A 24,411-nucleotide genomic window follows, 5' to 3' on the forward strand; every position below is an offset into this window, starting at 1 on the left:
TTAGCTTTGCGGTTGGTTTTTTTCTTCAACTTGAGAAAGATCATACAGGAATGGTAGATTTCGCTGGAATCTTAAGAAAGGCAATTAATGCACAAAGCAGCGTTACCCCACAGGTGCGAGAGAAAATTTATAGGCGGGCTACTGAAACATTAGAAAATAAATTTCTGATTGCAAAAATCTCTCAAGAAATTGCGGATGAGCAAAGACAAATTTTACAGAATGCTATTGCAAGTATTGAAAAGGAATATTTAGCAGTTGAGAAGCAGCTTCTTTCTTCGGTTATTGGGTGGAAATTTACAGCTACTTCTGAAAATAATAAAAATGTTCAAAATTCTGTATTGCTACAGTCTGATAATATTTTGGTTTTTGAGACAGAAAAAAAGCAGGATTTTTATGGCACAGTTTTAGGGAGCAGAGAAGAAGTTCATGAACGCTCTGTATCGATATTAAGAACGCCAGATGCAGAACCGGTCAATATGGATGCTAATTTGGTTTCCCGGCATGTTGACTCAAATCTATCAAAAAATTCTACTTTAACTTCTTCTTCGAAAGTAGATAATTTTCATGTTGTTTCACATATTTTTTCTCAAGCTTTGCGTCGTACAAACCGATTGTCAATGCAGAGACGTATTGCGATAGGCATCGCTATTTTTGCTAGCATTGCTCCTTTAATTGTTGGTATTTATCTCATTGGTGGATATGTGTCTGTATCAAATGATAATAAGTCAACAAGAGAAAACGTTCAACCTTCTAATGCATTATCAAAATCGTTTGTGGCTAAAAGAAAATTAACTCAACGTCTATTAGAAGATGGGAGTGAAATTGATGTTGGTTTGGATCAAATAGAAGATTCTTTTGAGGAAGGGACATCGACGGTTATAACAAATAATTTACAGACAATTGAGCAACTAGGAGAAGCTATTTTTTATCAAGCACGTACAAATGATGATGCGGAAAAAGTAGCAACTGGAAATGTACGATGGTCACTTGTAAAAGAATCACACGCTAAAGGTAGTCCAAAGGGATCAACTATACAAGGTGATGTAACAATTCCAGATGCAGGGTTATCGTTACGGTTAGTTTTAAGACGTAATACTGATCCATCTTTTCCTGCTTTATATGTCATGGATCTAATTTTTATTGTTTCTGACACATTTCTAGGTAAAGCCATAAGTAACATTCAGGCCTTGACTTTCAAGGCAAGTGAACAATCAATAGGGCAAGTTTTAACAAGAACTGTTACAGCAAAGATTGATGACAACCTTTTTCTTGTTTCTTTGAGTGGAAATCATCCATTTCTTGATAGAAACTTACAGTTGATGAAAGAATTGGATTGGATCCGTTTGATTCTTATGGATAAAAATGGACGTACAAACGAATTAACTTTTGCAAAAGGGTCAATTGGTAAGACTATTTTTAATGAGGTTATTGGACGATGGCTTACACAGTCATCTAAATTTGAGGTTCTTGGTCAAAGAAAATACAAAGCAAACTAAGAAGATACAAATAGAGTTGCTCCCTCCCCCCCTCTACGCAAGAAGTCAAACAACCTTTACTTAAAAGAACAAAGCTAACATAATGAACTTTAGTTCACATCAATAATACAAGAAAGTTGATCAACTATACACCTGCCCTTGAGATAAAGCAGACGCTTTGACAGAATATTGTACTTTTTCAAATGCGCGCATTTCAATTTGTCGTACGCGTTCTCTACTGATATTGAACTCAGTTGAAAGTTCTTCTAGTGTTAATGGTTCATCACTTAAGCGACGCGCTTTGAATATACGCTTTTCACGTTCATTCAAATTATTCATGGCGTGCGTTAACATTGAACGACGATTTTCCAATTCACTTTGCTCAATCAAAATCTGCTCTTGGTTATCAGATTCATCAACCAACCAATCTTGTAATTCACTGTTTTCACCTTCTTTTGTGCGTAAAGGCGCATTAAGTGAAGTATCGCCACCCAATCGATGATTCATGGATACAACTTCATCTTCTGCGACATTTAACTGTTTTGCAATCTCTTTAACCTGTTCTGCACTGAGATCGCTGTTATCCAATGCTTGCAGTTTACTTTTTAGCTTACGAAGGTTGAAAAATAAACGTTTTTGATTTGCAGTCGTTCCTATTTTCACTAAACTCCAAGATCGCAACACATACTCTTGTATTGATGCCTTAATCCACCATATCGCATATGTTGCAAGACGGAAACCACGCTCTGGATCAAAACGCTTGACAGCTTGCATCAGTCCAACATTACCTTCTGAAATAACTTCTCCAATAGGCAATCCATAGCCTCGATATCCCATCGCAATTTTAGCCACAAGACGCAAATGACTAGTAACTAATTTATGCGCAGCCTTTCTATCGTGATGCTCACGATAACGCCTAGCCAACATGTACTCTTCTTTTGGCTGAAGCATTGGAAAACGACGAATTTCTTCTAGGTAATGGCTTAGTCCTCCATCACCGGTTGTTATTGATAGTAGATTCACATGGGCCATATAGCACCCTCCTTTTTCATGAATTCCCTAAATGAGGCAAATTCCGTTTCTAGTAATTACACTAACTACTCACCACATACGTTATCATAATTTTAAACTTTGTTCAAAAAGAGATATTGTATTATGAAATCATAAGAAGGCTAAAAGTTTCAATTAATTTTTTTAAAATGATTAATAAGTTCAGCCATGTCTTTTGGAAATGGTGAGGAAAAAGACATGATTTCACTTGTAATGGGATGTTCAAAGGTAAGGCTGGTTGCATGGAGTGCTTGTCGATTAAATTGAGCAATTGCATTTTTAATTATAGGATTGAGTATGTTTGATTTTGTTTTAAAAGCACTTCCATAAACAGCATCACCTATAAGTGGATGTCCAATATGAGCCATGTGAACGCGGATTTGGTGTGTACGACCAGTTTCTAGTCTACATTCCAGAAGACTGGCCAAGGATGACGTATCCGAACAGATTCCATATTTTTCAATTAAAGAGAAATGCGTAACAGCATAACGGGCATAAGGATGTTTGCTATGGACAACAGCTCGTTTTGTTCTGTTATGAGGAGAGCGCCCAAGAGCTGCATTAATTGTCAAGACATTTCGATTAGGGGATCCCCAAATCAGGGCGTGGTATCGTCTATCTAATGCACGAGTGCGTCCATGGTCAGCAAATTGAGTACTGAGGTTTTTATGAGCAAGATCATTTTTGGCCACAACCATGACTCCACTCGTATCTTTGTCAAGACGATGGACAATACCGGGGCGTTGAATGCCACCAATTCCAGATAAACTACCTTTACAGTGGTAGATAAGTGCATTAACCAATGTGCCAGTCCAATTACCATTGCCGGGATGAGAAACAAGACCAGCTGGTTTATTTACGACAACGATATGATCATCTTCAAACAGAATATCCAATGCAATATCTTCGCCTCTAAGTTTTGCTTCCTTAGTAGTAGGCATTGTTAACTGAACTATTTGATTTGGTTTTAATTTTGTCTTCGGTTCTTTTATTAATTGGCCATCAATTTGGAGGTATCCTTCACGGATGAGTGTTTGCAAACGTGAACGCGACAATTCATGACAATACTGTTTGGTAAGCCATTGATCAAGCCGCTGTCCAATAGCACTCTCGTCCGTTATACATTGTATCACTCTATAATTCCTATTAAGATTTCAGTGAAATTCTTTTACCAACATGAAATCGCTTTGGTATCTAAAAACTCTTTGATTCCCCATTTCCCACCTTCACGGGCGCGTCCAGAAAATCTTACTCCTCCAAAGTAACTACCATCTGGCAGACGGTGTCCATTAATTTCTACCATACCAGATCGCATTTGCGCAGCGACTCGACGACATTTACTTTGGTCTTGTGATTGTATATAGTTCGTAAGACCGTATTCTGTTTCATTGGCCAAGGATATAGCCTCATCTTCTGTATTAAAAGGAAGAATTGAGAGAACAGGGCCAAATATTTCTTCGCGAAAAATACGCATATTGGGTTTTACATTTGCAAAAACTGTTGGTCGGACATAATAACCGCGTTCCATTCCTATAGGTAAGCCAGTTCCACCCGCTATAAGAGTTGCACCCTCATCAATTCCAGATTGGATCAGTTCCTGAATTTTATTATATTGTTGCTTTGAAACAACGGGACCAATATGATTTCCTGTTTGAGAATTTGAACCAATTTTTGTTTTTTCTGCAATATCTTTGGCTATTTTTATTGCTTTTTCATAAATAGTTCGTTCTACAAGCATTCGCGTTGGTGCATTACAGCTTTGTCCACTATTATAAAAGCAGTGGTGCACACCCCGTTGAATAGCATCAGCATCAGCATCGGCAAAGATGAGATTAGCTCCTTTACCTCCAAGTTCGAGACAGACTCGTTTTAAAGTGCTACTAGCATTTTTGGAAATATCTTTTCCTGCTCTTGTTGATCCAGTGAAGCTAATCATTTCCAAATCTGGATGAGAAGATAAGTAAGAGCCGACATTGGCGCCATCTCCGTTGATCAAATTAAAGACGCCAGCAGGAAGATCAGCTTCATCTAAAAATTCTGCAAAAAGCATAGCTGAAAGAGGAGCAATTTCAGAGGGTTTTAAGACCATAGTACAGCCAGCTAAAAGAGCCGGGATAACTTTAAGGGTTATTTGATTCATAGGCCAATTCCATGGAGTAATCAAACCAACGACACCGATGGGATCATAATGAAGAATTGCTTTTTCATCATCTTTTGTTAAAGGATTTTGAAACGAAAACTCCTTGAAAGATTTTATAAAGTTGCGAATATGATAACTTCCTGTCGCGGTTTGTGCGTTGCGTGCCATGTCAATAGGCGCTCCCATTTCCATTGAAATGGTTTTTGCCATATCTTCTGAGCGTCTTTCGTAGATTTCTAAAATTTTTTCAACAAATCTAAGACGTTCGCTTGGTAAGATTGTTTTCCAGTTTTGAAAGGCCTTTTTAGCAGCGCTAATTGCTTTATCTGCATCTCTTGTGCTTCCAAGGCTAATAATAGCACATGGACTTTCTGTTGATGGATTAATGACATGTAGATCGTTAGGAGTACTCGGATTTTCCCATAGACCATTGATATAAAATTTTCTCTTATTAAACATAATTCGCTTCCAACTTTATTTCTTATTAAATAGTACATTATTTTGGCTTTTGATATCAAAAATAGCAAAAATAATCTCATGATGAATTGGAATCACATGGTGTTATGAGTTTCACCATTGACGCAGTGAGCGTAATGAGAAAAAGAATCTTGGTAAAAAGTACTTTTTTCATTTAATTTCATTTTAAAATAGTTATTGGCAAAAAGTTATTAACCTTCATGTTTTAGTTTTTATACATTCTTTTGAAGAAGCGATAGTTCTCATTCTGATAATTTTGTTGGGTGTCATGCATAATTCGAAAAAAAAATCCATTTTTACGTCCTCTTTTTCAAATGAGGATGTGGAAGATGCATCAGGAAAAAGTTTATCTGCAAAGATTACTGAGATATTTCCTTATCCAGAAGTATGGAAAAAAGCATTTTCTCTTGGCAAAAACGTGCGTTTTACAAGAACTCCGGAGATTGAGATTTTACGGCGTCGGATAGAAACAGATCCAGTTTTTGCGAGGAAATTTAAAATTTTTGTGAAAAAAAAGCAAAAAAATCTTACGAATATTTTATACAACAGTAAAAAAATGATGAATTCTTTACCAATTGAGGATAAAGAATCACACGGATGTTCAGCAGTTTTGAATCAGATGTCGTTGGAGATTGGTGACATTCCGAGTAAAAGAAAGGCAAAGGTGCATAAATTACAAATAGACAGCGCAATAGAAAAACAAAAGTCTGCGTTCCATCTTTCGGACGACGCATTTTTTGAGTGTGATCCTTCTATATTGGAGCAGGTTGATACTAAGATTTCAGAAGAAAATAGAACATTTGTTAATTTTTTGAATGACAAGGATGCATCGGATACGGATTCTACCTTTGATGATTCAACGATTGCACTTTCTCATGTTCTTGAAAGCCGTTTCCCAAAATTTTACAACTCAATTGTATCAGAATTCTCGACAAATAATATTCAAGAAATTAGACAAACTTCTAATTTAACATCCAAAAAAAGTAATACTGCAAAAGAGGCTGAATTATGTAATTATGAACTTGTAGATGGAAATGTTTCCCATACACTAGACAACATGGCAGGTACTACAATAGCCAACAGTTACACCTGCATTGCTGACCGTTTAACGGGCAGAGCGCTAAAGAATTCAACGAGTTTTCCTTTAATGAAAACAGAGGGTAGTAGTGCATTGCGAACTGCTAGTTCAACGTTGGGGGGGCGTAATTCCTCTGTTATTTCAAATTTTCAATCTTATAATAATAATATTTATGAGTTCCCTCCGATTGATTTATTGCAGGAGCCTGCTTTTCGTGAAGGCACAGTTATCCCACGAGAGATGCTAGAGCGCAATGCCAGACTTTTAGAAAGCGTTTTAGAAGATTTTGGTATTAAGGGTGAAATTATTCATGTTCATCCAGGGCCGGTGGTAACAATGTACGAGTTTGAGCCTGCTGCTGGAGTAAAATCATCGAGAGTTATCAGCATTTCTGATGATATTGCGCGTTCTATGTCTGCTATTTCTACACGTGTTGCTGTGATTCCTGGACGCAATGTTATTGGGATTGAGTTACCAAATACAGTACGTGAAACAGTCTATTTGCGTGAATTAATACAATCGAGCTCTTTTCATGAAAATCAATTTAAATTAGCTCTTGCTTTAGGAAAAGGGATTAATGGTCATCCTGTAATTGCAGAATTAGCAAAAATGCCGCATTTATTGGTTGCTGGAACAACAGGATCAGGAAAATCTGTAGCGATTAATACCATGATCTTATCGATTCTTTATCGAATGACACCAAAGCAGTGTCGTTTAATCATGGTAGATCCTAAAATGCTTGAGCTTTCTGTTTATGATGGCATTCCACATCTTTTAACACCCGTTGTAACTGATCCAAAGAAAGCTGTAGCGGCTTTGAAATGGGCAGTTCGTGAGATGGAAGAGCGCTACCGAAAAATGGCGAAATTAGGTGTACGTAATATTGATGGTTTTAATGCACGAGTTTCTCTTGCAGCAAAAAAAGGCGAAACGATCATGTGTACTGTACAATCTGGTTTCGACAAAGAAAGTGGAGAAATGCTTTATCATGAAGAAGTGATGGATCTTACACAGCTTCCTTATATTGTCGTTATTGTCGATGAAATGTCAGATCTTATGATGGTTGCTGGAAAAGAAATAGAGAATGCTATTCAGCGTTTGGCACAAATGGCGCGTGCTGCAGGTATTCACCTTATTATGGCAACACAGCGTCCTTCTGTTGATGTAATAACGGGGACGATTAAAGCAAATTTTCCTACTCGCATTTCCTTTCAAGTCACATCAAAAATTGATAGTCGCACAATTTTGGGAGAACAAGGTGCTGAAACACTTTTGGGTCAAGGAGATATGCTTTATATGGCTGGTGGTGGACGCATTATCCGTGTTCATGGGCCTTTCGTTTCTGATGAAGAAGTTGAGTCTGTTGTGACGCACCTTAAAATGCAAGGAAAACCTGATTATTTAGCAACAGTAACGGACGGTGAAGACGATAACAAAGATACGGAGTCTGTAGGTGCAGTTTCTGGAAATACTACGATGGAGGATGGTGAAGAATTGTATGAACAGGCTGTTAAAATTGTGATGCGTGATAAAAAATGTTCAATATCTTATATTCAGCGTCGACTTGCAATAGGTTATAATAAAGCTGCTTCTCTCGTTGAAAAAATGGAAGCAAAGGGTATCGTTGGTGCTGCTAATCACGTTGGTAAACGTGAAATCTTACTCGATGAGTGTAACAATAATCATGTTTAGTGAACTATAGGATGCTAAATCGGTAAGGCATTTCATGCCTTTATTTTTTCTTGGATAATAGATCTCTGATTTCTGACAATAATTTTTCTTCTAGAGACATCTCTTGGAGATTTTCTTGTTCTCCTTGGGTGCGACGGACCTTATTCATACCTTTAACAAATAGAAAAAGAATCCAAGCAACAATCAGAAAATTTATGAGTAGCGTTATAAAGTGCCCATAACTAATGGTTGCTCCAGCTTGCTTTGCTGCATTTAGTGTTACTTGTTTCTCACCAGCAAGCTGAATAAACATATTAGAAAAGTCAATTCCACCCGTTATAAGGCCAATAATTGGCATAAAAATGTCGTTGACAATTGAATTAACCAGACCCCCAAAAGCGTTTCCTATAATAACGCCTATGGCGAGGTCAATCATATTTCCTTTTAAAGCAAACTCTCTAAATTCTTTAAACATTGCATTTTCCCCCTTTACATACGTAGCCTGTTAGTAATTTTAACTATGGCTTTCAATAAAAAAGGAAAGGGCAGCTTTTATTTTATTGCAACGTTATATTGCAAATATGAAAATTTTTAATGACTATTATGATAACTATGATAACGCCAAAAAGTTTAACTATAAATTTTATTTTGTTTTGTTAAAATTTAGAGAAAGAAGCACTTTATTAAGTTGAAATAAATAAAAGTCATTTTCAGTGAAAATAATATATATTTTACTGACCTCTTATTGAATTTATTAATAGATAGAAAAAAGGAAAGCATTTTTAAGAGTAAAAAGATTTTGTGCTGACTAGCATTCACAAACATAAGCATAATTGGTGGTTATCCTATGGGTTTTTTTCGTTGTATTGGTCGCTCTGCTTTATTTATGTTGGATCCGGAGCATGCTCATCGCTTAGCAATTTTGGGATTGAGAAGTGGATTAAACAGTTATCAGAGGGTTGTTGATGAGCGTTTGTGTGTAAACGTTGCAGGTCTTAAGTTTGATAATTTTGTTGGCCTTGCTGCAGGTTTTGATAAAAATGCAGAGGTTATTGATGCTGTTTTTCATTTAGGATTTGGTTTTACTGAAATTGGCACAGTTACACCAAGATCTCAGATTGGTAATCCAAAGCCACGGCTTTTTCGCCTAAAAGAAGATGAAGCGATTATTAACAGAATGGGCTTTAACAATGATGGCCATAAAACTATTTATGGCAGAATTTGTTCCTGTAACCGCCTCGGCATTTTAGGGATAAATATTGGTGCTAATAAGGATGCATCTGATAAAATTAATGATTATGCTGCTGGTATTACTTTTTTTTATGATGTTGCAGATTATTTTACGGTTAACATTTCATCACCTAATACACCAGGTTTGCGTGATTTACAGACTCGTGATAATTTACGTCTTTTGCTTAACACAGTTTCACGAGAGCGTAATGAACAAAAGAAAAAGCATGGATTCTCCATTCCAATTTTTTTAAAAATTGCGCCTGATTTATCAGAGAAAGAATTGGATGATGTAGCTGAAGAGGTAAGACAGTCTGATGTTGATGGTTTAATTATTTCTAATACCACTCTTTCTCGTCAAGGATTGACGGATCATTCACTGATCAGCGAGGAAGGAGGGCTTTCTGGGCGCCCGCTTTTTGAACGATCCACAGTTACTCTTGCAAAAATGCGTAAAAAATTGGGAAAAGATATGGCGATTATTGGTGTTGGTGGTGTTAGAGACGCAAAAACAGCTTTGGAAAAAATTAAAGCTGGTGCGGATTTAGTCCAATTATACAGTGGGATGGTTTACGAAGGTCCAGATCTCGCGATAATTATTTTAAAAGGAATTTTGCAGTTGATGCAGCGAGACGGTGTTGATAACATAGCAAATTATCGTGATTATCATGTTGAGAGGTGGGCAAAACGTGCGCTTCTTCTGTGATGAACAGTTTTTTCTTGACAAAAAACGCTGTATTTTTTTTAAGGGGCTTGCAAACTTCCGTGATCTTCCTTATGTCACACGGATTGTGAGTGATTATTGGATATTATTGTTTGTGCGGTTGTAGCTCAGTTGGTTAGAGCGCTGGTTTGTGGCACCAGAGGTCGTAGGTTCAAATCCCACCAACCGTACCACTTTTCACTGTATTTAATATAATAAGCAGTTTACTGTGGTTACAGGACATAGATTATTTTTGTAGTGAGGTTTATGTTGTCATTTAAAGTGGAGCTAAGTTTTTACACATTTTTATGTGCGTATGGCTCAACGAAGGTGAGGTTTAATTATCTTTTTTAAATTAGTGCATTATGACTGTGAAGAGTAGTCAACAAATGAAGAGCAAAAATTCTAAGACGGTCGCTGATTTTTTGAAAAAGTTACGTGGTGTGGATAATTGGGAGCAGGTTTCTCAATGGCTTTCGTTTCGGAACGTAGAAGACATTGAGTGTATTACGCCCGATCAAGCAGGTGTCGCGCGTGGCAAAATGATGCCTTCTAAAAAATTTATATCAGAAACATCGTTGGCGCTTCCTTCAGCAATTTTTATGACGACAATTTCAGGGATCTATCCTGAAGATGGACATGGCTTTGAGTATCCTAAAACAGATGGTGATTTGCGTCTTGAGCCTGATCTTTCTACATTAAGCATTGTTCCTTGGGAAGGTGCACCTACAGCACAAGTGATTTGTGATCTTATATACCAGAATGGTCAAATTGTCGATTATACGCCACGAAATGTTTTACGGAAAGTAACCAGCCTTTATACACAAATAGGTTTAAAACCTGTTGTTTCACCGGAGATTGAGTTTTATTTAGTGCAGAAAAATCCCGATCCAGATTACCCTCTGGTATCTCCTGTTGGTCGTTCTGGACGTTCAATTGGTGGTGGGCAGGGTTATTCGATTGCTGGTGTTAATGAATTTGACGATTTGATTGATGATATTTACCATTTTTCTGAAGCACAAGGGCTAGAAATTGATACACTCATTCACGAAGAAGGGGCAGGTCAGTTTGAAATCAATTTACGCCACGGTGATCCAGTTGAATTGGCTGATCAAGTTTTTATGTTTAAACGAACAATTCGTGAAGCAGCGTTAAAGCATAACATGTATGCAACCTTTATGGCCAAGCCTATTCAAGGACAACCCGGATCTGCAATGCATATTCATCAATCTGTTATTGATGAGAAAACCGGTCTTAATATTTTTACAGATAGGGATGGTGGAGAAAGTGTCTATTTTCGTCATTTTATTGGTGGATTGCAAAGACATATGGCTGGGGTGCTGGTGATGCTTGCACCTTATGTTAATTCTTATCGGCGTCTCATGCCTGGAATTTCTGTACCTGTTAATTTGCAATGGGGGTATGATGATCGTACAACGGCTTTTCGTGTTCCACGTTCTGCACCACAGGGGCGTCGTATTGAAAATAGGCTTCCTTCTTCAGATGCTAATCCTTATTTAGCATTGGCCGCTTCCTTAGCTTGTGGACTTATTGGTTTGCAGCAAAAGATTGAGCCGGATGAGCCAGTAGCAAATAGTGTGGATGCTGATAATATTGAGTTACCGCGCGGGCTTATTGAAGCTGTCAGTTTGTTTGAACAAGATGTAGCAGTGCGTGCTATTCTTGGAAATATGTTTGTAAATACCTATGCTGCAATAAAAAGACAAGAATTTGAAACCTTTATGGAAGTGATTAGTCCGTGGGAGCGCGAATATCTCTTGCTAAATGTTTGAGTTCTATAACGATGACTGATAAAAATCCAATTTCTCCAGGAATTTCTTGGTATGAGGATATTTTAGAAAGACGTCCTTCTTACCCATTTTTTAACGGATCTACTCGGTGTGATGTGGTTATTATTGGTGGTGGATTCACAGGGTTATCTGCCGCTTATCATTTATCTAAGGTTGGAGTGAGCGTTGTTTTGCTTGATGCTTCACGTTTTGGAGATGGTGCTTCAGGACGTAATGGTGGTCAATTGGGGACAGGCCAGAGACAATGGGTAGAAGCATTAGAGAAAAAATATGGTTTTGAGCGAAGTAAGATGCTATTTGATTTATCTGAAGAAGCTAAAAAAGATATTTTATCTTTGTGTTCTATGCCTGGTTGTCATAGCGAATTTATGACGGGTCAGCTTTCTGTTATTCATAAAAAAAGTAAGGTAGCACCTTATCAACGACACGTTGAAGTAATGCACCGTTATGGATATCATGATCTCACTTTTATGGATAGAGATGAAGTTTCTGAAAGACTTGGCTCATCTTTTTACTATGGTGGTATTTATGATTCTGGTACTGGCCATATAAATCCTTTGAAACTGGTTGTTTGGTTAGCAAAAAACGCAAAAAATGCGGGTGCTAGACTTTATGAAAAGACATGTGTTGTTTCGGTAGAGAGAAAAAATAGTCGAAATGGTAGCTATTGCATAGTGAGAACAGAAAAAGGTCACATAACGTCTGAGCATGTTCTGTTAGCAACTAATGCCTATAAACTTGGGCTTCAGCATTTTATTGAGAAAAATATTGTTTCCATCCGATCTTATATTGGGGCCACTGAACCGTTATCGAAGCGTGATTCAATTCTTTCAGGAAATGAATCGGTGGATGATTCTCGTTTCATGGTTCGCTATTTTCGAAAAAGCATTGACAATCGTTTATTATTTGGTGGAGTAGAAAGTTACGATAATAGTTGCCCCGTGAATTTAGATAAACATATACGGCGGCAAATTTTTGAAATTTATCCTCATTTACAATTTATAAATCTGACTCATTGTTGGGGTGCAACAGTTGGCATTACAGTTGAACGTATGCCCTATGTGAGACAGCTTTTACCAGGGATTACCTATTGTGGTGGTTATTCTGGTCATGGAGTTATGCTTGCACCTTTTGTGGGGAAATTATACTCCGAATGGCTGACTGGTAGGCGTGAGCGTTTTAAAATGTTTGAGAAATTGAAGATTTCATCATTCTGGGGTGGAAGAGTTTTACGTCATCCGCTTGTATTTCTGGCGATGAATTGGTTTTCTTTAATGGATCGTTTTTAGTTAAAAGTTTGTTTAAATGAATAAAGTTCAATGTCTTGTTTGGCGCATAATTTTCTAATCACTAAAGATTCCACAATTTACTAAGATAACAAATAAGTGCATATTTTGTAGAGTTATCCTATTTTTATCTCCTAATAATTTATGTTGGAACATTGATTTAGGATCATTTCACACAATGGGTCGCATAATTTTTAAAGTGAGAAAAAGCAGTGTAGAATACAAGAATAGTGTAGAAATTTTTGCAATATGGTACAGGCCTTTAGATTGTATTTGAATACTGTGAAATATGATTTGTCAACGATGAAATTACTGTTCGTTACGAAAGATTCCAAATTTTTCGATTTTTAGTATTTCTCAATATTCATAATACAGAACAAACAATGTATAGGTGGTATGTGGGGGTGATGTCTTACTGATACGTTAATGCCATGTATACACCTTAATGAAGTCAAGTTTACTTGATATCTATAATCTAGAAGTATAGAAGCACTAGATAATCCTAGTTTAGAGCGATAATGATGCATAAAATGAACATAGATCGTTTAAGTTTTGAAACACCTGCTGCCTTAGCTTTAGTGTTGGCAGGATAGGGCTGTAGCAGAGCTCACCGTCGCTATTTGCTGCAAAATTTCGCTGCTGAAGCGCATTTTGTTTGGCTTTATAATGGGGATCTGCAGTTGAACTTGCTGCTTTTCTGCGGTAAATCGCATAAATACTTTGCCTATGCCATTTGATGTTATCATTTTAGGAATGGGTGTGGGTGAATATACCTCCTCTTTTTTCTGATGTTGATCGTTTAAAGCAGGCGCTTGATCTTAATACACGGGTACTTGTTTTTCCTATTCATTCAAAGAGAGCGTTTTGGTCAAGGATTACGCTAACAATGTCTGTTAGAGCGATTTTGTGTTATGCTCATAACCTTGTCCAGATTTGTTGATTGCCCACAAAAAATAAAATAGTTAAAATTGAATGTGGCATAAGTACAGAAACTGCTTAATTTTTTTATGATAAAATGTGCATATAAATAATCACGTTTGTAGCATTTTAATAAGTAAATACAATAACATAATATTTTAAATTAGTTTCAGAGGTCAGAGAAAATTTATTGTAACGATATGAAGAAAGTATGAAAAGTAAAGAAGCCATGTAGGTATAGAGTATAGTAAGTGTAATAAAATAATATACTATTCTTAAAATTTTGGCATAGGTAGATTGTGGAAGTTGGTCGCAGCTTTGAGTGTATTAACCATAAGCATAGCAATCGTCATAGGCCCAACACCTCCTGGAACGGGGGTGATGGCGGCTGCTTTTTCTTTTACTTTTTCAAAATCGACATCACCGACAAGTTGTGTCTTTCCTATACCTTTTTCTGGTGTTTCAATACGGTTTATGCCAATATCAATAACAACGGCACCATTTTTTATCCAATCTTTTTTAATCATTTGTGGACGGCCTACTGCAGCTACTAAAATATCAGCACTACGACATACATCATCGAGGTCGTGGGTATGACTATGAGCGATTGTCACAGTGGCATTTGCTGTTGTCAAAAGAGATGCCATAGGCTTTCCAACAATATTCGAGCGTCCAACAACGACAGCATCAAGACCAGATAAATCTCGTCCACATTGCTGCTCAATCATTATCATAGCACCAGCAGGTGTGCATGGAATAATAGCATCTTCAAGTGAATTTGTTACGAGTTTTCCTACATTTATATAATGAAATCCATCAACATCTTTTTGGAAAGCAATAGCCTGTGTTACACGGTTTGTACTAATGTGGTCAGGAAGGGGGAGTTGTACCAAAATACCATGAATTTTAGGATCAGAATTTAATGCTGCAATGAGTTGGAGGAGCTCTTTTTCTCGTGTTTTTGGGGAAAGTACATGCGTTTTTGAGAAAAAACCACATTCTTCAGCCTTCTTACTCTTTGATTTGACGTATACGTGGCTTGCGGGATCATCGCCAACAATGATAACAGCAATACCAGGTTGTACCTTGTAGTTATTCCGAAGTTTTGTTGTTTCAGCCTTAACTTTTATAATAATCTCTTCGGCAAGCTTTTTTCCATCAATAATATTGCTCATGGAAAGTATCCTTTCAGTAAGGCTGACTGTTCATTTTTTGTATAAAGCATTTGCTGACAATTCAATAGAGCTTTATGCAAGAATAATTCGGTTATTAAACGGGATATGACAGATTTTTGAATTATGAAGAAGCTTTTTAGCTATAATTTAGATTTTCTTTTGATTGATTATGTGAAATAAAGATATAGGAAGGGTGTATATATCAGAGTGATAAAACATTTGAATAGTTTTTTACTCCAATTGATATTTTTATTTGCGGTAAAATTTCTCTTCTTATCACTAAAAAGGGTAAGAACATGGTATTTTTATGGTTTAAAATAATACAGATGCAGATCAATTTTTGTTTTTTATGTTGGCAGGAATTTTAAGAAATTTCTAAAGAACGTTGTTCTAGGGTAAAATTTTGAATATATAATGGTGTATATTCACTGAGTTTGAGCAGAAATTCCGTAACCATCTTTAACGATTATTCTTTTCTTATCTGCTACAACGGAACCAATTCCTATTGTAAGAAGAATAAAGGTCAAAATAGTTATGACAGTGATGATTGTGGCCTTCTTAGCAGACATATTTTTCTCCAGTTATATGTTAACTTGCCGAACACAACTGAGATTTGTGTATTATTCTAAATTCGTACAAAAACAGAATCACTTAATGTCCTATTTGTTCCATTATCATCTCATAAAGCTAAAAAAACTTATAACCCTTTGCATATTATAACTTTACAGGTATGATTTTTATTGAATATTTTTCTTCATTTGCTTGACGATTATTGTTAGCTCTGGCAAAAATTTTTTATGCGCCTAAATTATAAACTGAAAAGATTATTTGTTCGACAACCTCTTGTTTTGAATAAAGAGGTAAAAATAGAAGGTTCGCAAGCTTTGTATCTTGCACGCGTTTTACGTATGCAAGAGGGGGAAAGAATTCTTCTTTTTAATGGACATGATGGTGAGTGGCTTGCTAAACTTATTGACATTAGAAAAAAGGTTGTATCAGCGCGTCTTATACGTCAAGAAAGATTGCAAACATTATGTTCGAGTTTTGTTTATTGTTTTGCTCCGATTAAGAATGCACGTTTAGATTATATGGTGCAAAAAGTTGTAGAAATGGGGGCATCAGTTTTGCAACCTGTTGTAACACACCATACACAGGTATCTCGTATCAATATGGTACGTATGAAAGCTAATATTGTCGAGGCAGCTCAACAATGTGGCATTTTATCTTTGCCTAAATGTCTACCTGCTGTGTCATTAGCAGAACTTTTAGAACATTGGAACGAAAATAAGACTTTATTTTTTTGTGATGAAGCGCACGAATTACACAGTCCATTACCTCTTTTAAAGAGGCATGGAGTCGCTACATCAGGTATTCTCATTGGGCCAGAGGGTGGATTTAGTGAAGAGGAACGCAGTTTTTTAAAAAAACATCCTTTTGTGATTCCAATATCATTAGGTTCATGTGTTTTACGTGCTGATACTGCTGCTGTTGCTGCTCTAGCTCTTCTTAATGCTACGGTGGGAGATTGGTCAATTAATTGAGAAGCCTGTAAAGTGATTTTAAAGATTCATTAAAATGGTGGAACTAATGATAGGATAAAATGAGTTATGGCGCTTGATATAACCGATGAAAATGAAATTTCTAGCTTAGATTCTTTAGTTGGCTATTTTCAAGGGGGATGTAAGGCAGAGAACGATTGGCGTATTGGAACAGAACATGAAAAAATTCCATTTTATATAGATAATTTACGTCCTGTTCCATATGATGGTACGAGGGGAATTCGTGTGCTTTTAGAGAAACTGCAAGGAGCCCTAGGATGGATGCCTGTTTTAGATAAAGGGAACATTATTGGCCTTGTGGGGTCAGTAGATCAAGGAGCTATTTCCTTAGAACCTGGAGGACAATTTGAATTATCTGGTGCTCCATTGAAAACAGTTTATCAGACTTATTATGAGGCGATGGAGCATTTATCTCTCCTTAAGAAAATTTCTGAACCATTAGGTATTGGTTTTCTCGGTATTGGTGCTAGCCCAAAATGGACGTTGGATGAAACTCCGCGAATGCCAAAGTCACGCTATCAGATTATGACTAATTACATGCCAAAAGTTGGGCATAGCGGTCTTGATATGATGTATAGAACATCAACTGTTCAGGTTAATCTTGATTTTTCATCTGAAGCTGATATGCGAAGAAAAATGCAAGTATCAATGAAATTGCAATCTGTTGCGACAGCTTTATTTGCTAGTTCACCTTTTACTGAAGGGCGTCCAAATGGCTTTGTATCTTGGCGCTCTGAAATTTGGCGTGATACCGATAATCAGAGGTCTGGAGTTCTTCCTTTCACATTTTCTGATAATTTTGGTTTTCTGGATTATGTTGAATGGGCGCTTGATATACCAATGTATTTTGTTATACGGGACGGTTGTTATTACGATTGCACGAATATAACTTTTCGACAGTTCATGAATGGAGCTTTAAGAGGAAAAATTGCAAATTCGATACCGAGTATAGGAGATTGGATTAATCATTTGTCCACTTTATTTCCTGAAGTACGCTTAAAACGATTTTTGGAAATGAGAGGTGCTGATTGTGGTTCTTTGAAGTATATTTGTGCATTGTCAGCTTTTTGGGTAGGTCTTCTTTATGATAGTGAAGCGCTTAATGATGCAGAAGCTTTTACAAAGGATTGGCGTTTTGAAGAAATTTTGGACATGCGTAATCGTGTTCCAAAAGAGGGATTAAAAACCCCCTTTCGTCAGACTAGAGTTTTAGAATTAGCACGCCATGCTGTTTCTATTTCACGCAAGGGTTTAAAGAATCGGCAACAGTGTGAGGCAGATGATTTTGATGAGACAAATTTTCTAACTCCTTTGGAAGAGGTAATTGCTTTAGGTCAAACAGAGGCTGATAAATTTTTGTCTAGCTATCATTCTGTTTGGGACGAATCTGTAGATCCAGTATTTTTAGAATGCTCTTACTAAGTTTTTTAAGTAGGTAAAATTTATTTCTCAATAAGATTTTATTTTCATAATTCAGTTCATATTCGAACAGTTTGTTGATGTATTGTGCATTTTTTCCTCTTCGTTTGTTGAGGATGTAATGCTATATTCATTGGATGCCATCATTTGAAATTACAAAAATGGTAAATTAGGGGCATTGCTATATTTACAGGCTGCTAATGTTAATAACAATTCTCACATTTAAAGATTTATTTATCGTTCGTTTAAAAGCCATAGTTTTTACGTGAAGGATATCATTTTATCTTCTATCCATCCTAAAAGTGCTTTGATTGCAATTATTTGTAAGTGAAGCACCACTCTATTGGTCTTTAAATTTGCCATTTTAGGCGGGTTGTTAACTTCATCTTTCTATTCTTTATCGCCATTTTCATCTGATGAGATCAACCTCCCCAGCGCGAACGCTCAGATACAGTCACAACAGACAAAACGAAAAAAATGTATAACAAAGCGAGGTATTACTTCTGCATTTAAAACAAACTTAACAAAACACAAGACTAGAAAAAATTCCACAACAACACAAAAAAAAACGAACCATAATCACCATACGGCTATTATTTTGCACGATAAACAAAAAGGAAAAAAACTACTTCATAAGAGAAGTTCGACTACTACCAACTAGGCCTTCTCTTTGTGCACGCTTACGAGCAAGTTTACGTGTACGACGAATCGCCTCAGCTTTCTCGCGGGCACGCTTTTCTGAAGGCTTTTCATAACACCCGCGCATCTTCATTTCACGGAAAATACCTTCACGTTGCATCTTTTTCTTGAGCGCACGCAGCGCTTGATCAACATTATTATCACGAACGAGTACCTGCACGATCCATCCTACTTTGTTTCAATGTAAAAAACAATTGGTCAAAGAACTACACCCTAACAAGATGTACATCCAAGGGATGTGCATACCACATAAACGAGATATTTGTCTATATTGCTTTTAAAAATTCTATTCTTTTTTCCATGAATGGTTTTGCATAGTTGATAATCAATTCTATGAGTATAAATTCGTAAAAATTCCTAAATTGCACTATCTTTGTTGATATAAACTATCTTTGATAGCTAGAAATGTAGTATGTTTTTATGGTGTTATGATATCTTTATTACATTAAAGAAACAATAATAAAGTTTATTCTCGTTGGGAATGTATGCTCTTACTTCGTATAGAAATTTTAAAAATTAGTGGTGATGTCACCTTTTTTAAGATAGGAAAAAATTAGAATTCTCTTTAAATATATGGAAATGTTGTTAGTCACAGCATGCTCATTCTCAATTTTCAGACTGTTTTAATGGTCTGATCTAGTACTATATCTTCCTAAGAAATTGGATCTGGTATGTTTGAAGAGGAAATAAAGATGATATAAACACGATGATATAAATACAATGTGCGGGTAGATGCTGGAACACTTACACTGGATCAACCAAGAAATCAAAACAAAGACTGAGAGCTAAATTTGAGCCAGATTTTTTTCATAAATTATTTTTCAAATACACGAAACCCAACATCCTGATAGTACTCTTATCTTCCATAAAAACATGAAAAAATGGCGCACCCGAAGAGATTCGAACTCCTGACCCCCAGATTCGTAGTCTGGTGCTCTATCCAGCTGAGCTACGGGTGCGTTCACCTATCCTAGGACATGGGTTTTTCCTAATCGTTTCGTTGGCGAATTGCAAGTAAAACTTAGCAAAACAAAAATTTTGCCTATTACCTAGTTATTTGCCTATTAGAAAATCATATATTCCTATTTTAGGATTGTAACGCTTCATCAATTATAATGTAAATGTATAGGTTATAGGATTTTATTTGCTGTGTTAACATCAGAAATTTCAATATAAATTGTGGTTAACTTGACAGTCTGAGCCACAGGAGATAGTTTGGATGTATGAAAATACGTTTTTAGGGGATTAAAATACGCTATCTGCAATTCTTTTAGGCAGTTTTACTGAAAATTACTTCAAACAAAAAAAATATTTCAAATAAATTTGCATGTTTATTTATAAACCAAGGATAGGTACATGGGGTTATCTAAGAAAAATGTTACGTTGGCGTTTTTAGTCTTTGTTTTGATGGTTTTTTACTTTTGGTTAAAGTACAGCTCAAGCCCAGAACAATCTGTCCCAGCAGCAGAAAAGATAACAAATTCATTGTTGCATGAAGCATCAAAGGGTTCAACAGGACGTCCCCCAGCAAAAGTTGTCGTTGACTTTGTTAAAGTACAAGATTTTTGTGAACAGCTTAATGCTCTAGGCAGTGGACGAGCAATTTCTTCAGTAGATTTGACTCCTTGGTCATCGGGTGTTGTTGATAAGTTTTTTGTATCTTCTGGAGCAAAAGTGCAAGTTGGTGACGCAATTGTTAAGCTTGATTCTAAAAAAGAAGAAATAGCTGCCGCAAAGGCAAAGGTACAACGTGACAATAGTGCTCTAACACTTTCTCGTATTCTTAAATTACGTGCTAGCAATACAGCAACGGAGGTTCAAGAGATTACAGCACGATTGGAGTTGGATAATGCAAATTTAGCTTTACGTAATGCTGATTTAGAGCTTGATCGGCGAACAATTCGAGCTCCAATTAGTGGGGTTGTTGGTATTTTCCCCATTGGCGTTGGCAACACTGTTGCGCTTAACACTGTCATAGGACATATAGAAAATAGGGATCGTATTTTGGTTGATGTATGGGTACCGGAAAGATATGCATCGCGTCTTCATAAAGGAGATAAGGTAACAGCAACGTTAACGGCACAGTCAAATAAGAGTTTCATTGGTCATGTTTATGCGCTTGACAATGTTGTTGATGCGACAAGCCGCACACTACGTGTTCAAGTTGAAATTAAAAATGAAAAAGATATGCTTATGTCTGGTATGTCTTTTTCTGTTGCGTTTAAATTTCTAAGTGGTTCTTTCCCTGTTATTAATCCTCTTGCAGTTCAATGGAACAGCAAAGGATCTTTTGTTTGGCGCATAAGAGAGGGAAAAGCAGAGGTTGTTCCTGTGTCAATTATCCAGCATAAAGAGAATCAAGTTTTTGTGAAAGCCCCTTTAGAAAATGGTGATCAGGTTGTTATTCAGGGAGTACAAATGCTCCATCCAGGAAGCAGTGTTGTTATTGATAGTCAAGAGGCTTATCAACAGCAAACATCAGAAAATAATGGGCAGAATGTACAATGAGTCAAGAATTGAAAACAAAACGTCATGCTACAGATGTAGAACAAGGCGGTGTAATTTCATTATTTATTCGTCGTCCTGTTTTTACTTTTGTTTTGAATGCTATGATCGTAATTGCAGGAATTGCTGCATGGCTAAATGTTGATGTTCGCGAGTTGCCAGATATTGATATTCCAGTAACAACGATTATGACGACCTTTGATGGGGCATCAGCAGAAACAATTGATCGTGAAATTACAAAAAATATAGAGGATGCAGTTTCTCGGGTTTCAGGTGTTAAAACAATTTCTTCAACTTCTTCTTTTGGTCGCTCTCAAGTGAAGGTTAACTTTAATGTTGGAGTTGATTTGAATGTTGCTGCATCTGATATTAGAGATGCTCTTTCTCGTATTGCGTATTCTTTACCGAAAAATTCTGATACACCTGTAATCATTAAGGCGGATTCGAATGCAGCTGCTATGATGTACTTGGTCGTGACTTCACCAACGGTTAGCATTGATGATTTAACAAAAGTTGTAAATGATCAGATTTTAGATGCGATTTCTGCAGTTGATGGTGTTGGTGATGTAAAGGTTGATAGTGCTCGCACAAAAATTTTTCAAATCGATGTCGACCAAGCAAAACTTGCTAGCTATGGGTTGACTGTAGCAGATGTTTCTCGTGTTCTTTCTGATATGACAACTGACGTACCTGCAGGGTCGTCGCGCAATTCGAAGCAAGCTTTGATTGTGCGTGCTACAGCACGATTAACGACACCAGAGGATTTTGAACGGGTTGTTTTAAAGTCTCATGTGCAGCTTGGTGATGTTGCGCATGTTACTTTGTCTCCTGATGTTGAAACGGTTATTCTTCGTATAAATGGGAAAGCAGGAATTGGATTGGGTATCGTTCGTAAAGCACAATCCAATACCCTTAATATTTCTAGGGGCGTTCGAGAGGTTGTCGATCATCTTAAAAATGTTCTTCCTTCTTCTGTACACGTAAGCGTTGTTAGCGATGATGCTATCTTTATTAAGAGTGCTCTTCATGAGGTTGAGGTTGCATTGATTATTGCTATCCTGAGCGTTGTTTTGGTTATTTTTCTTTTTCTTAGAGATATTCGTGTAACGCTTATTCCTGCTTTATCTATTCCTGTTGCTTTGGTTGGTACGATTGCTGCCATCTATCTTGCTGGATTTTCACTCAATATTCTCACATTTTTAGGACTTGTTTTGGCAACAGGGCTTGTGGTAGATGACGCAATTGTTGTTCTTGAAAACATTGTTCGTTGGCGCAATATGGGTTTTAATCCTAAAACTGCGTCTGTGCTTGGAACACGGGAAGTATTTTTTGCTGTTTTAGCAACGACATTGACTTTGGTCGCTGTTTTTGTGCCTATTTCTTTTCTCCCTGGACAAGTCGGAGGACTTTTTAGAGAATTCGGTTTCGTTTTAGCGATTTCTATTCTTCTTTCTTCAATCGTTGCTTTAACTCTTTGTCCTATGTTGGCATCACATTTTTTGACGGAACATGCTGAGGATAATAAGGAAGGAGTAGGTCATTTTGCTTTTCTACATAAAGTTGGGTCTTTTTTTAGCAGGGGATATGCTTATAGTTTACAGAGATGTTTAAATAGGCCTTGGGCTGTCGTCTTTGCTTCGGTTATTTTCGCGTGTCTTTGCGTTGGAGGTTATACGCGATTACAACAAGAATTAACACCATCAGAAGATAGGGGGCTTATTTTTTTAGTTATTAATGGACCACAGGGAATTTCAACACAGTACTTGAATGAGCAGGTGGAGCAGATTGAGGCCAGTTTAAAACCGTTGCGTGACTCTGGAGAAATTACTCATAGTTACTCTATTGCTGGCGTTGGTGGGTCATCCAATACTGCTTTTCTTATTTTACTGCTTTCGCCTTGGGATCAGCGTTTGCGCAGCCAACAAAAGATCGTAGAGGATATCAATGTAAGAGTTAGGCAGTTTCCAGCGGTTTTTGTATTTGCTGCGCAGGGAAATTCTTTAGGGGTTAGGGGAACTGGGCAAGGACTACAATTTGCAATTCTTGGAAACGATTATACAAAATTGCAACCGCTTGCTGATAAGCTTGTTAATGCTTTGCAAGTAGATCCGCATTTCATTCGTCCACGGCTTACCGTTGATGCAACACAGCCACAATTTTTTATCGAAATCAATCGAGAGAAAGCTTCTGATTTAGGGATCGATATTGCTAATTTGGGAAATACATTGCAGGCAATGTTAGATGGGAAAAAAATCGGTTCTGTTTACGTGGATGATCATTCTTATGACGTTAAGCTAACGTCTCGTAAAAATCCTATTAATAATCCTAATGATTTAGAAAATATTTTTTTAAAAACAAAGGGTAATCAATATGTTCCTTTATCAACTACTGCGAACTTACACGAAAAAGCCATCGCGCCTCAATTAAAACGCGAAAACAGAATGAGTGCTGTTGTTCTAAGTGCCAATCTTGCACCAGGTGTTGTTCTAGGAAATGCTTATAAGATTGTAGAAGGAATTGCTGCTCCTTTGTTGTCTGAAGGAAATTATATTATTCCTTTGGGTGAAGCTGCGACACTTAGTGAAACATCTTCTGATTTTATGGTTGTTTTTGTAATTGCCTTTATCATCATTCTATTGATTTTGGCAGCTCAGTTTGAGAGTTTTGTTTCAGGATTTATCATAATGGCTACTGTCCCATTAGGGATTGGTTGTGCTGTAATTGCTATGCTTGTTAGTGGTGTTAGCCTTAACATTTACAGTCAAATTGGTTTAATTTTGCTAATTGGAGTTATGGCTAAAAATGGCATCATAATTGTTGAGTTTGCAGATCAGCTGCGTGGTCAAGGTAAAAATGTGCGTGAAGCTATAGAAGCAGCGGCAAATATTCGTCTTCGTCCAGTTTGCATGACGATGATTTGTGCTATCTTGGGAGGTATTCCTTTAATTTTGGCCAAAGGTGCTGGTGCGGAAGCACGTATAGCTTTAGGTTGGGTTATCGTTGGAGGTTTGGGTTTAGCAACTGTTTTTACCCTTTATGTCACACCAATTGTTTATCTTTTCCTTGGACGTTTTGTGAAGCCAAAAACGGAATAAAACAAAAATTTAGCCCTTCAAAAATTGCAAATGGATGTACCTAAAGATGTATCAAATCTAGTGAAGCAATCAAATAGATGAGTAAATTACAAATCGTTCACGAGAAAGCAGAGTTAACAA

The 24,411-nt window shown here is 36.8% G+C and carries 16 protein-coding genes, 2 tRNA genes and 1 pseudogene; 11 read left to right on the top strand and 8 right to left on the bottom strand.

Translation table 11 applies throughout. The annotated features are described in order from the left end of the window. The first annotated feature begins 50 nt into the window (after nucleotides 1-50). On the top strand, nucleotides 51-1,496 hold the full coding sequence (locus tag V4P54_RS00430) for a hypothetical protein (RefSeq protein WP_455477206.1): 1,446 nt from the start codon (nucleotides 51-53) through the stop codon (nucleotides 1,494-1,496). Between the two features lie 120 nt (nucleotides 1,497-1,616). Here V4P54_RS00430 and rpoH read toward each other — a convergent pair whose 3' ends face one another. From rpoH to V4P54_RS00445, 3 genes are all read right to left on the bottom strand, one after another. Next, entirely contained in the window at nucleotides 1,617-2,507 is an 891-nt protein-coding gene (rpoH, locus tag V4P54_RS00435; protein ID WP_455477207.1) for an RNA polymerase sigma factor RpoH, read from the bottom strand. Nucleotides 2,508-2,656: 149 nt separating this feature from the next. Continuing rightward, complete coding sequence (locus V4P54_RS00440; protein WP_455477208.1) at nucleotides 2,657-3,658, bottom strand: RluA family pseudouridine synthase; 1,002 nt, start codon at nucleotides 3,656-3,658, stop codon at nucleotides 2,657-2,659. Nucleotides 3,659-3,693: 35 nt separating this feature from the next. Then, complete coding sequence (locus V4P54_RS00445; protein WP_455477209.1) at nucleotides 3,694-5,124, bottom strand: aldehyde dehydrogenase family protein; 1,431 nt, start codon at nucleotides 5,122-5,124, stop codon at nucleotides 3,694-3,696. A gap of 286 nt (nucleotides 5,125-5,410) precedes the next feature. Here V4P54_RS00445 and V4P54_RS00450 point away from each other — a divergent pair, with 286 nt between their 5' ends. After that, nucleotides 5,411-7,912 (top strand): DNA translocase FtsK, encoded by a 2,502-nt coding sequence (locus tag V4P54_RS00450; RefSeq protein ID WP_455477210.1) that lies wholly within the window; start codon nucleotides 5,411-5,413, stop codon nucleotides 7,910-7,912. Nucleotides 7,913-7,952: 40 nt separating this feature from the next. On the opposite strand, the gene mscL is transcribed toward V4P54_RS00450, so the two are convergent. Continuing rightward, nucleotides 7,953-8,366: a large conductance mechanosensitive channel protein MscL gene (mscL, locus tag V4P54_RS00455; RefSeq protein ID WP_455477211.1), complete on the bottom strand. Its 414-nt coding sequence runs from the start codon at nucleotides 8,364-8,366 to the stop codon at nucleotides 7,953-7,955. Between the two features lie 372 nt (nucleotides 8,367-8,738). On the opposite strand from mscL, the gene V4P54_RS00460 reads away from it, so the two are divergent. The 5 genes and pseudogenes from V4P54_RS00460 to V4P54_RS00480 all read left to right on the top strand — a co-directional run. After that, nucleotides 8,739-9,827: a quinone-dependent dihydroorotate dehydrogenase gene (locus V4P54_RS00460; RefSeq protein WP_455477212.1), complete on the top strand. Its 1,089-nt coding sequence runs from the start codon at nucleotides 8,739-8,741 to the stop codon at nucleotides 9,825-9,827. 114 nt (nucleotides 9,828-9,941) lie between these two features. Next, a tRNA-His gene (locus tag V4P54_RS00465) sits at nucleotides 9,942-10,018 on the top strand. 171 nt (nucleotides 10,019-10,189) lie between these two features. Then, entirely contained in the window at nucleotides 10,190-11,617 is a 1,428-nt protein-coding gene (locus tag V4P54_RS00470; RefSeq protein ID WP_455477213.1) for a glutamine synthetase family protein, read from the top strand. Between the two features lie 11 nt (nucleotides 11,618-11,628). Then, a complete protein-coding gene (locus tag V4P54_RS00475; RefSeq protein ID WP_455477214.1) occupies nucleotides 11,629-12,924 on the top strand; it encodes an NAD(P)/FAD-dependent oxidoreductase in 1,296 nt (431 codons plus the stop codon). 608 nt (nucleotides 12,925-13,532) lie between these two features. Next, nucleotides 13,533-13,816, top strand: a pseudogene (locus V4P54_RS00480) (6-phosphogluconolactonase); the annotation flags it as partial. 298 nt (nucleotides 13,817-14,114) lie between these two features. Here V4P54_RS00480 and folD read toward each other — a convergent pair. Together folD and V4P54_RS00490 are read right to left on the bottom strand one after the other, a co-directional pair. Next, nucleotides 14,115-15,014 (bottom strand): bifunctional methylenetetrahydrofolate dehydrogenase/methenyltetrahydrofolate cyclohydrolase FolD, encoded by a 900-nt coding sequence (folD, locus tag V4P54_RS00485; RefSeq protein WP_455477215.1) that lies wholly within the window; start codon nucleotides 15,012-15,014, stop codon nucleotides 14,115-14,117. A 425-nt stretch (nucleotides 15,015-15,439) separates the two neighbouring features. Continuing rightward, nucleotides 15,440-15,583 (bottom strand): hypothetical protein, encoded by a 144-nt coding sequence (locus V4P54_RS00490; RefSeq protein WP_455477216.1) that lies wholly within the window; start codon nucleotides 15,581-15,583, stop codon nucleotides 15,440-15,442. 228 nt (nucleotides 15,584-15,811) lie between these two features. Here V4P54_RS00490 and V4P54_RS00495 point away from each other — a divergent pair, with 228 nt between their 5' ends. Together V4P54_RS00495 and V4P54_RS00500 are read left to right on the top strand one after the other, a co-directional pair. Further along, nucleotides 15,812-16,555 (top strand): 16S rRNA (uracil(1498)-N(3))-methyltransferase, encoded by a 744-nt coding sequence (locus tag V4P54_RS00495; protein ID WP_455477217.1) that lies wholly within the window; start codon nucleotides 15,812-15,814, stop codon nucleotides 16,553-16,555. A gap of 66 nt (nucleotides 16,556-16,621) precedes the next feature. Further along, nucleotides 16,622-17,995 carry a glutamate--cysteine ligase gene (locus V4P54_RS00500; protein ID WP_455477218.1) on the top strand — a complete coding sequence of 458 codons (1,374 nt, stop codon included), beginning with the start codon at nucleotides 16,622-16,624 and terminating at the stop codon, nucleotides 17,993-17,995. A gap of 622 nt (nucleotides 17,996-18,617) precedes the next feature. On the opposite strand, the gene rpsU is transcribed toward V4P54_RS00500, so the two are convergent. Continuing rightward, entirely contained in the window at nucleotides 18,618-18,851 is a 234-nt protein-coding gene (rpsU, locus tag V4P54_RS00505; RefSeq protein WP_455477219.1) for a 30S ribosomal protein S21, read from the bottom strand. 722 nt (nucleotides 18,852-19,573) lie between these two features. Next, nucleotides 19,574-19,650 (bottom strand) — tRNA-Arg (locus tag V4P54_RS00510). Between the two features lie 397 nt (nucleotides 19,651-20,047). On the opposite strand from V4P54_RS00510, the gene V4P54_RS00515 reads away from it, so the two are divergent. Together V4P54_RS00515 and V4P54_RS00520 are read left to right on the top strand one after the other, a co-directional pair. Further along, nucleotides 20,048-21,199, top strand: coding sequence for an efflux RND transporter periplasmic adaptor subunit (locus V4P54_RS00515; RefSeq protein WP_455477220.1), 1,152 nt, complete (start codon nucleotides 20,048-20,050; stop codon nucleotides 21,197-21,199). Beyond that, complete coding sequence (locus V4P54_RS00520; RefSeq protein ID WP_455477221.1) at nucleotides 21,196-24,291, top strand: efflux RND transporter permease subunit; 3,096 nt, start codon at nucleotides 21,196-21,198, stop codon at nucleotides 24,289-24,291. The genes V4P54_RS00515 and V4P54_RS00520 overlap by 4 nt, the downstream gene beginning before the upstream one ends. The last annotated feature ends 120 nt before the right edge of the window (nucleotides 24,292-24,411 follow it).

The organism is Bartonella sp. B41, assembly GCF_053795765.1.